The 9,473-nt window shown below is 74.9% G+C and carries 7 protein-coding genes; 1 reads left to right on the top strand and 6 read right to left on the bottom strand.

Annotated elements, in window-relative coordinates; genetic code table 11:
* Nucleotides 1-104 precede the first annotated feature (104 nt).
* From VF825_RS19280 to VF825_RS19265, 4 genes are all read right to left on the bottom strand, one after another.
* Nucleotides 105-1,097, bottom strand: a complete 993-nt coding sequence (locus VF825_RS19280) for a lysylphosphatidylglycerol synthase domain-containing protein (RefSeq protein ID WP_331116452.1) — start codon at nt 1,095-1,097, stop codon at nt 105-107.
* Nucleotides 1,098-2,981: a glycosyltransferase family 4 protein gene (locus tag VF825_RS19275; RefSeq protein ID WP_331116450.1), complete on the bottom strand. Its 1,884-nt coding sequence runs from the start codon at nt 2,979-2,981 to the stop codon at nt 1,098-1,100. It lies immediately after the preceding gene.
* 13 nt (nt 2,982-2,994) lie between these two features.
* On the bottom strand, nt 2,995-4,158 hold the full coding sequence (locus VF825_RS19270) for a glycosyltransferase family 2 protein (protein ID WP_331116448.1): 1,164 nt from the start codon (nt 4,156-4,158) through the stop codon (nt 2,995-2,997).
* A 108-nt stretch (nt 4,159-4,266) separates the two neighbouring features.
* The gene (locus VF825_RS19265; RefSeq protein WP_331116446.1) at nt 4,267-6,429 is read right to left on the bottom strand and encodes a hypothetical protein; all 2,163 of its coding nucleotides are present in this window, start codon (nt 6,427-6,429) and stop codon (nt 4,267-4,269) included.
* A gap of 32 nt (nt 6,430-6,461) precedes the next feature.
* On the opposite strand from VF825_RS19265, the gene VF825_RS19260 reads away from it, so the two are divergent.
* The gene (locus VF825_RS19260; protein WP_331116444.1) at nt 6,462-7,166 is read left to right on the top strand and encodes a TIGR03089 family protein; all 705 of its coding nucleotides are present in this window, start codon (nt 6,462-6,464) and stop codon (nt 7,164-7,166) included.
* A 6-nt stretch (nt 7,167-7,172) separates the two neighbouring features.
* Here VF825_RS19260 and VF825_RS19255 read toward each other — a convergent pair whose 3' ends face one another.
* Together VF825_RS19255 and VF825_RS19250 are read right to left on the bottom strand one after the other, a co-directional pair.
* Complete coding sequence (locus VF825_RS19255; protein ID WP_331116442.1) at nt 7,173-8,879, bottom strand: substrate-binding domain-containing protein; 1,707 nt, start codon at nt 8,877-8,879, stop codon at nt 7,173-7,175.
* Between the two features lie 44 nt (nt 8,880-8,923).
* Nucleotides 8,924-9,473 (bottom strand): peptidoglycan-binding protein (locus VF825_RS19250; protein ID WP_331116440.1); only part of this gene is annotated, 550 nt, incomplete at its 5' end.

Raw genomic sequence — 9,473 nt, 5'->3', positions numbered from 1 at the left:
CGCCAGCTCGGCGCCGCGCTTGGCCACGGCCAGCAGGCGCCCGCCGGGCGGGGCGGCGACCTGTCCACCCGTTGCCGGCGTCGGCTGGACCTCGGGCTGCTCTGTCATGGACGACCTTCCTCGTGGGTGACCGGGTCGGGCGCGGCGGGCGCACCGTGCCCCGGGTGGGCGGACACCAGGTGGTGGGAGCGGGCATAGAGCCAGCCGCCGCCGGCGACCAGCACGTCCCCGGCGGTGATGATGAAGCGCGAGAGCAGGACCACGGCGGTGGCCGCGGAGGTCGGCATGGCCTGGCCGAGCATGAGCACGAGCAGGGCCTCGCGGATGCCCACGCCGGCGGGCGCGATGACCGCGAGCATGCCGAGCGACGCCGCCAGGGCGTAGCCGGCGACCGAGGCCAGCGCCAGGGACGTCGAGCCGGTGGCCCCGCCGATGGAGGCCGCCAGCACCCAGACGTGGACGCCGAAGCACAGCCACGCCCCGACGAAGAGCAGGACCGAGGTCAGCACCGCCCGGACGGACAGCTCGTGCTCCAGCGGCTCACGGTGCAGCAGCCGCAGCCCGAGCGCGATGAGCCGGTTGAGCAGCCGCGGCCAGCAGGCGACGAGGAGCAGCGGCAGCGCCAGCACCAGCCAGCCGACGTGACCGGACCCGGAGGTGCGCAGCAGCAGCGGCAGCGCGGCGACCCCGACGAGCAGCCCGGTCAGCACGCCCAGGCCGATCGAGATCAGGCCCACCACCGCCGAGCGACGCCGCGGGATGTGCAGCTTGGCGCCCATCTCGGCCTGGGCCAGGACGCTCCAGACCGACCCGGGCAGGTACTTGCCGAGCTGGCCGATGAAGAAGATGCCGCCGGCCGGTGCCACGTGCAGCGGCGAGCCGAGGTCGGTCAGGAGCACCCGCCAGCCGAACATGGTCAGGATCGGCCCGGCCACGGCCAGCAGCAGCGCCACGACGAGCGCCCAGCCGCTGACCCTGCCCAGGTCGGCCGAGACCGCGGTCCAGTTGCGGGCGACCGCCCAGACCACGGCGGCGAGGATCACCAGCGCGACGCCGAGCCGCAGCAGGCCCAGCAGGCGGGCGCGGGGCAGCGCCACCTAGCGCCGCCGGAAGGTCAGGCGCACCAGCGCGTATGCCGCGTCCGCGCGGTGCGTGCCGCTGCTCGCCTCGCGCATCCGGGCACCGATCTCGCCGTCGAGGTCACCGACCAGGACGAAGCCCAGGTCGTGCGCGCGGGCCAGCACGCCGCGCACCTCCACCGGCCCGACCGCACCCTCGGCGGTGGCCGGGCCGAGCGGCAGGGTGATCGAGAGCAGGCCGCCCGAGCGCAGGGCCCAGGAAGCCTGGCTCAGCGCCTCGTCGACGTCGTCGGCGTCACAGCCGGAGGGGTGCAGGCGGGTGATGACGTCCAGCGAGGCGGTGTCGACATCGAGGACTGCCACCGAGGAGCGGGGCCCGGTCAGCTCCAGCTCGACCGGGGCGAAGCCGATCGCGCGGGCCCACCGGGACAGCGGGGAGCGGCTGCCGGACTCGTCGAGGATGACTGCGCTGTGGTGCCCGTCGTCACCGAGGCGCACCACGGCGGCGAGGGCCCCGAGCGCGGCCCAGGCTGCCACGGCGTCACCGCCGCGGGGCAGCCCCAGCTCGCGGGCGAACGCCCGGGCCTCGTCGGCCTCGGCGGCGTCGGCCAGCACGTCGCTGGGCCGGACCCAGTCCGGCAGGTCGGTTCGGGTCAGCTCGATCGGGGGGCGCTTGCCGGCCAGCGCCGTGCGGACCGGGGCGAGCAGCCGGTCCTTGACCGTGGTCGGCAGCGTCCTCTCCTCCTCTGGCAGGCCGTCGGCGGCGGCGGTGCTGGGCGAGGCCAGCGCCTCGAGGATGCCGACGTAGGTGGCCCAAGGGCTGGTCAGGTCCGGCGGGCGGACCCCGGCGCGCAGCCGCGCGAGCTCGTCGGGGTCGGCGAGCTGCTTCAGCGCGGTGACCAGGGACGCCTCGTCCCCGGGCGGCACGAGCAGCCCGTCGACGCCGTCACGCACCTGGGCGCCGAAGGTGCCGACCTCCGAGGCCAGCACCGGCATCCCGTGGGCCTGTCCGAGCAGGGCGTTCTGCGAGGCCGTGGCGCTGCGGTAGGTCAGCGCCAGCACGTCGTGGGAGGCCAGCAGGCTGGCCAGCTCCTCGGCCGGGACGTAGCCGGAGCGGATGCTCACCCGGTCGCGCACCCGCGGGTCGGCCGCGAGGACCCGGACCCGGTCACCGCTGGAGCCCCAGAGCTCCCCCGCGACGGTCAGCCTCACGTCGGGCACCTGGGCCAGGGCCTGCAGCAGCAGGTCGACGCCCTTGTACTCGCGGACCATGCCCAGGGCGAGCAGGCGGGTGGGACCGGCATACGGGGGCCGCTCCTCGGCGGGGCCGCCGGGCAGGTGCGGCGGGAGCTCGGCGACCGACACCCGGTGGGCGCCGAGGTCGTGGGCGAGGCGGGCCTGCTCGGCGCTGTGCACGAGCACGGCGTCGACGCGCGAGAACAGCGAGCGCATCAGCGCGCTGTCGCCGGGGTGGGACTCGTGCGGCATGACGTTGTGGGCGATGACCACCGAGCGCGGGCCCTGGCCGGTGCTCGAGGTGCGCCCGACGCCGGCCGCGCGCAGCAGCGCCAGGTGGGCCGGCACGACGGCGGGGATGACGTGCACGACGACGACCGCGTCGAAGCCGCGCAGCCGGCGCCCGGTCCGCACCCACGTGTCGGGGCGGGCCCACGACAGGGCCCGCACGGTCCGCGGGAACGGCGGCACGTCGGGCGCGCCACCGGGCACGGCCTGCTCGCCCGGGTAGAGCCGGCTTGGGTACAGGTGGCTCCACGACACCAGGGTCACGTCGTGCCCGGCCTCGGCCAGCTGGTGGGCCAGCGTCGTGGTGTGGGCGGCCACGCCACCCTTGTAGGGGTGGGTGGGGCCGACCACGGCCACCTTCAGCGCGGAGTCGCTCATCGGCGTCCCCGGCTCAGACGCCGTCTCGTGAACGCACCACGAGGTCGGCGAGCAGCGCGACAGACCCGATCATCATGCCGCTGACCAGGAGCAGCACGGTGCTGGCCGGGAAGTAGAAAGGGTGGCGGACCATGTCCACGACCGCCTTGACCAGGCCGATGCCGACCATCCACAGCGCCGGCGGCAGCAGCACCTTGAGCGGGTTGAAGTACATGACCATCCGCAGCACCTGCAGGATGTAGCGGTAGGCGTCGCGCGCGAAGTGGAACTTGGAGACACCGGCGCGCTTGGCGTAGCTGGTCGGGACGTACTTGATGTCGTGCTGGTTGTGCAGGAACGCCAGCGTGATCGTCGTGACGCAGGAGAAGCCGGGGGGCAGGAGCCGCAGGTAGGGCAGCGACACCTCACGGCGGAACGCCCGCAGGCCCGAGTTGAGGTCGGGGATCTTCTCGTTGGACAGCTTCTCGGCGATCTTGCGGATGAGCCACTTCGCCGGGACGCGGGCCCACTTGTGCGTGCCCTCCTCGGTGGTGCGGGCACCGACGACCTGGTCGTAGCTCTCGTCGTCGCGCAGGATCCGCACCAGCTCGGGGATCCGCTCGTTCTCGTAGGTCATGTCCGCGTCGGTCCACACGACGATCTCGCCGTGGGCCTGCTGGGTGCCGATGCGCCGGGCCGTGCCCGAGCCGCCGTTGCGGCGGAACGGCATCACGCGGATGTTCGGGTAGCGGGTCGCCGCGTCGTGCAGCACCTGCAGGGTGTTGTCGGTCGAGGCGTCGTCGATGCACAGCAGCTCGTAGGTGAACTCGCTGGCCTCCATCGCCGCGGTGATGCGGTCGATCTCCTGCAGGACGTGCTCGCCCTCGTTGTAGCAGGGCAGCACGACCGTGACGTATGGCGCGCCGTCGCGGCCCGTGGTCGGCTGACCGTGCACCTCGGTCACCGGGGTGGGGACGGGCGCGGGGGCCGACTGCTCCAGCGGCGCGGGGGCGGGCGAGGCCGGGGGCACCTCCATCCGCAGGGTCGGCTCGTCGCCCACACGGGACGGGGACTCCTCGACCTGCTCGGGGCTGACCGGCGGCAGGGCCGTGGTCAGCGGCAGTGCCTCGGTGGCGCCGTCGACGGGGGTGACGCCGTGCTCGGCGCCGGACTGCGTGGAGGTGGTGTGCTCGTTCATCTCGCGGGTGAGCCTACCCGCGACCGGTGGGCGCGCTCCCGCAGCCACGCGTCGAGCCCGAGCCGTGCCATGACGACGGTCAACGGCGCCGGTCAGGACGGCGGCGGCTCAGCGGACCGCGACGAGCCAGACGCGGATCGGCAGCGACACCAGGTGGTCCGGACGGCGCTCGAGCAGCCGGGCGTCCTCGCGCACCATCACGTCGGTGGCCTGCACGACCGGGCCGGCGGTGACCCCGCTCGGCAGCGGGGTGCGCAGCGCTGCGTCGGAGTCGGCGGCCAGCAGCACCAGGCGCCCGCCGTTGGCGCGCACCGCCTTTGCGACCGCGGCCACGGCCTGGCCCCGGGCGACGGGGTCCTGGCGCACCTTCTGGATCAGGGACAGCGACGGCACCCCGCACTGCCCGCGCACGACCTGCGGCCACTCCAGCACCGCCCTGTCGTCGACGGCCAGGGCCACGTCGCCCGGGGCGAAGGCCCGGCAGACCTGGTCGACCGCGCTCAGCTCGCCCTGCTCGACCCGCTCGGTGGCGTGTGGCCAGGTGGCCATCGCCTCCGGCACGAGCAGCGCCGCGGACACGACGACGCTGCTGGCCACGAGGGCTGCCGGCGGCAGGTGGCGGGTGGACCAGCGGGTCAGCCACGCCGCCGCGGCGACCACGGCGATGATCACCAGCGGCAGGGCGACCATGAGCCGACGGTCGGCCCACGGGTGGTCGGGGGTGATGCCCGGGCGGTACCACGTGAGGACCGCCGAGGCGAAGGCCACGAGGAACGGCCCGCTCCAGCGTGGCAGCGGCTCGTCGTCCACCCAGGCGCGGGCGACCCGGTGGGCGGCGCCCACCAGCAGGACGAAGGCGATGACCAGCGCCGCGGGGCCGAGCCACCAGGCGGTCCAGGCCAGGCTCTGCTCGGCGTAGGTGCGGGCCCCGTCGACCACCAGCCCCTGCCGCTGCTGCAGCCCGGCGACGACGTGGGAGCCGGGGTCGGCTGCGGACTGGTGCACGGTCTGGAACAGCGGTCGGGCCGCCAGGACGACCCCGATGAGCAGGACCACGATGGCCGCGGCTGCCGGGAGCCGCCGCCGTATGCCGTCCGGGAGCCGCATCCCGCGCCGGGCCGCCATGACGATCGCGGTGGCCAGGAGGGCGAGGCCGACCCCGAGGGCGAGCAGCGGCAGCAGCGACCCGGCGATGCTGCCGAGGTACCGGTAGGACAGCCCCAGGCCCGCCGCGAAGGAGACGAGGGTGCCGACGCCGGCGCCGGCCAGCAGCGGCCAGCCGCCACCGTCGCGCCGGATGATGAGCAGGGCCGCGAACGGCAGGAGCAGCAGGGTCTCGCGCAGGGCATCGACCCGCATCAGTCCGCCGCCGGCGATGAGCAGACCGGCGAGGAAGCCGAGCTGGCGGGCGTGCTGCCAGTGCCCGCGGGCCCCCTTGCGGGTGCACTCGACCAGCATGAGCAGGCCGGCCACGAGGACCACGACGGCCAGCGGCTCGGAGTAGGTCGAGCGGTCGATGTGCAGCATCGGGAAGCAGATCGCGCTGGCCAGCGCTCCCAGCGGTCCCCACCGCGGTCCAACCACGGACCCGGTGAGCAGGCCCAGCCCCAGGACCCCGAGCCCGCCGAAGACCGCCGCCAGCCAGAGTGCGCCCAGCGGACCGGCCAGCCAGATGCCGAGGGAGTACCAGGCAGCCGTGCCGACCATGAACTGCGGCTGCACGGCCGGGTGCGTGACGGTGCCGACCTGGTAGAACGCGGGGCTCCCCAGGTTCACCCCCGGGATGCGCAGGACCGCGGCGCCTCCGACGGTGTCCGCCGGCACCTGCACCGGGAGCTGGTGGGTCGTGGCCAGCACGGTGGCCGACTGCAGGTAGCTGCCCGGGTCACGCCGGGGCAGCGCCTGCTCGGAGTGGGTGAGCCCGGCCCAGACGGTGGTCCCGAGGGCGAGCACGACGATCGCGGTCACGGCCCACACGGGCATGGTCCGGGACGAGGCCAGCCGGCTGACCCGCGCGCACACCACGGCGAGGACCAGCAGCAGCGGCAACGCCACCAGCGGCAGCCAGAGCCCGACGGGGGCGAGCAGCGCGCATGCGGCCGCGCCGACCACGACGAGCAGGGCGACGGTCACGAGCACCCGGGTGGCGCCTCGCGCGGCGACCCGCTCGCCGCGCAGCAGGGGCAGGTCGCCGGAGTCCTCGCGCACGCTCTCCTGGGAGGCCCCGGAGATGACGGCGTCGGCGCGGCGGGCGAACTCGGTGGCCTTCACGACCGTGACGCTATCGCCCGTAGGCTGCCGGCGTGCGTACCCCCGCCTCGCTGCTCGCCGACCTGCTCACCGCCGACCCGGCCCGCCCCCGGGTGACGTTCTACGACGACGCCCCGGGTGAGACCCGTGGCGAACGGATCGAGCTGTCCGGCAAGGTCCTGGCCAACTGGGTCGCCAAGGCCGGCAACGCGCTCCAGGAGGAGCTCGACGCCGGCCCGGGCACGGTGGTCCACCTGGACCTGCCCGGTCACTGGCGCGCCCTGTACTGGGCCCTGGCCGCGTGGTCGGTCGGCGCCACGGTCGACCTCGACGGCACCGCCGACGCCGACATCACGGTCACCGACGACCCGGAGCACGTGCCGGCCGGTGGCGAGGCGGTCGTGGTCACCCTGGCCGCGCTCGCCCGCTCGCACCCCAACCCGCTGCCCGCGGGTGCCATGGACGAGGCCCGCGAGCTCGCGACGTATGCCGACGCCTTCAGCCCGTGGGACGCCCCCGGACCGCAGGACGCGGCCCTGGTCGCCGGAGGCGAGCACACGGCATACGACGCCGTGGTCCCCTCCCCGGGGTGGCCGGCCGGCGCCCGGGTGCTGGCCACCGGTGACCTGGCCTCGGTGCTGCGCACCGCGCTGGCCGCCTGGGCGGTCGACGGCTCGGTCGTGCTCGTCCGCGAGCCGGACCCGGCACGGATGCCGGGCCGGCTCGCGGCCGAGGGGGTCACGCTCGACCCGCGCTGACCGACGTCAGCAGTTGGGCCGGCAGCTGCGCTGGAGCAGCGCCTCGACGAACACCTTGCGGATGTCGTCGGGCTTCTGTGCCAGGTAGGACTTGCCGCCGGTCGCCCGCGAGATCTGGTCCAGCACCGAGGCGTCGACGTCGGGGCCGATGCCGATGGTGATGACCGGCACCGGCCTGGTCGGGTCGGCCTCGGCCTTGAGCTTGGCCATCAGCCCGCCGAGGTCGAGGCCCTGGGTGTCGTCGTTCTGGCCGTCGGTGAGCAGCACCACGGAGTTGATCCGGCTGGGGTCCCAGTCCTGCTTCACGCGCTCGTAGGCGGCGAGGATCGTGTCGTACAGGCCGGTGTTGCCGCCGATGTACGAGCTCAGCCCGGAGTTGGCCTTCAGCAGCATCTCGCGCTGGTTGACGCCGTTGACGGTCTGGTCGAGCTGGCCGAGGGGCACGAGCTCCTTCCAGTCCTTGCCCGGGCCGTCCTTGTCGGTGGAGAAGACCCACAGGCCGACCTGCGAGCGCGGCGGGAAGAACCGCAGGGCGGCATCCGTGGCGCCCTGGGCGACGGCCATCCGCGAGAGGCCGCCGAACTGCTCGGTCATCGAGCCCGAGACGTCGATGACAGCCAGCATCCGCATCTCGGTGGAGACCGCGCTCCACGTCTGCAGCGCGGCGTCGACGTCCTTCAGCGACGGCGCGGGCAGCAGCGTCACGTCGGGGTTGGGGACGCCGGGCGTCGGCGTCGGGCCGCCCCGGCCGTTGGCGGTGCGGAAGCCCGCGGCCTGCACGGCGCGCTGGCCGGTCTCGGAGGTGAGGGCGTTGCGCAGCGCCAGGACAGCCCTGGCCACGGCCGGCTTCTGCTGGCCGACGGTGACGAACGGGTAGTCCAGCCGGCCGGTGCCCGGGGTCGGCACCACCGGGACCAGCAGCGCCTCGGGGTGGCCGGCGTCGTAGCGCAGCACCTGCTGCTCGCTGGCCGGGAACCCGGCGGCGCCGGCGCCCTGCGAGGCGGCGGCTGCGAACAGGTCGTCGGTGCTCTTCGCCGCGGTGCGGGAGAGCGTGATCATGGCGCCGCCGATCTCCTGCTGCACCTCCGGGGAGCTGCCGAGGGCCGAGCGCACGGTGGTGAGGGCGATCAGCCCGGCGGTGGACGCGCCGGGGTCGCTCATCCGGGCCGGGACCGTGCCGCCGAGGAGCTGGGCCCACGAGGGCACCCCCGCCCCGGCGTAGCGGGCGGCCCGGGCCTGCGGCACGGCGACGACGAGGGGGCTCTGGGCGACCGTGACCGGCTGCGGCAGGGGGTCCCCGCCGAGCTGGGCGTTGGCGCGCTGCACCCACACCGAGGAGTCGGGCACCCACACCTCGGGGGCGTCCGGGCCACCTCCGGAGACCTGGGAGACCTCCGCGGCGGGGGCGGCGGCGGAGACGTCGAAGGCCGGGCAGCCATCGCGGTCACCGGCGGCCTCCTCCACGCCGGAGGCGACCTTGCGCATCACCGGGAGGAACTCCCGGGTGGTGCTGACGGTGACGTGGGTGGGGTTGGCGCAGGTCGCGGCGGCGGCGTCGAGGGTGGTCTTGACGCCGCCGTTGACGGCGACCAGGGCGAGGCCGGCACCGACGAGGACGACGGGGACAGCCCCGGCGAGGACCTTCAGGGTGCGGGGGCTGCGTTGGCGGTGACGGGTGGAGCGGCGGGTGGGGGCGCCGTTGGTGCGTGACATGCGGGGGTGGTGCTCCTGCTGGGTGGTGCCGCGCGTGGGCTTCCCTACCGATGCATCCGGGTCTCGATCGCCCGCCATGTGAGGGTCGCCACAACGCCTGTTCGGGCGAGGTTAGCCCGTCCCTGGGCATCCCTCACAGCCCGCTCCGTCACCGGACCGAACTTGCCGTCGGCGGAAATGCCCAGCGCACGCTGCAGCGCGACCACCGCCGGACCGCTGGATCCGTTGCGCAGCACCGTGTTCCACCACTGCACGAGCGGGAAGTCACGCCGCTCGAGCGCATCCCAGGTCGCCCGCGTCGTCGTGCCGGTCACCGGGAGGTGGTGCGCCTTCTGCCAGGCCGTGAGGACGGCCGCGGTCCGGGGGCCGAACGCGCCGTCGGCGCTCAGCCCGCCGAGCGCACGCTGGAGCACCTTCACGGCAGCCCCGGCGGAGCCCTGGTGCAACACGGTCGCCTTGTATGCCGTGTAGCCGGTCCGTCCTGCGGCGCTCGTGGGTGCCGGGATCGTGGGGTAGCCCGAGGCCGCCTGGCTGCTGCCGGTGGCGGGCTTCGGCGCAGGCGCAGGTGCAGGCGCGGGGGCGGGGGCGGGGGCG

The organism is Oryzihumus sp. (assembly GCF_036391795.1).
GTDB lineage: Bacteria > Actinomycetota > Actinomycetes > Actinomycetales > Dermatophilaceae > Oryzihumus.
This window is presented reverse-complemented; position numbering and strand designations above follow the sequence as displayed.

What these genes read in the sequence shown, in the direction of transcription:
- VF825_RS19255 (WP_331116442.1), bottom strand. Translation starts at nt 8,879, where the DNA reads ATGTCACGCACCAACGGCGCCCCCACCCGCCGCTCCACCCGTCACCGC.
- VF825_RS19275 (WP_331116450.1), bottom strand. Translation starts at nt 2,981, where the DNA reads ATGAGCGACTCCGCGCTGAAGGTGGCCGTGGTCGGCCCCACCCACCCC.
- VF825_RS19270 (WP_331116448.1), bottom strand. Translation starts at nt 4,158, where the DNA reads ATGAACGAGCACACCACCTCCACGCAGTCCGGCGCCGAGCACGGCGTC.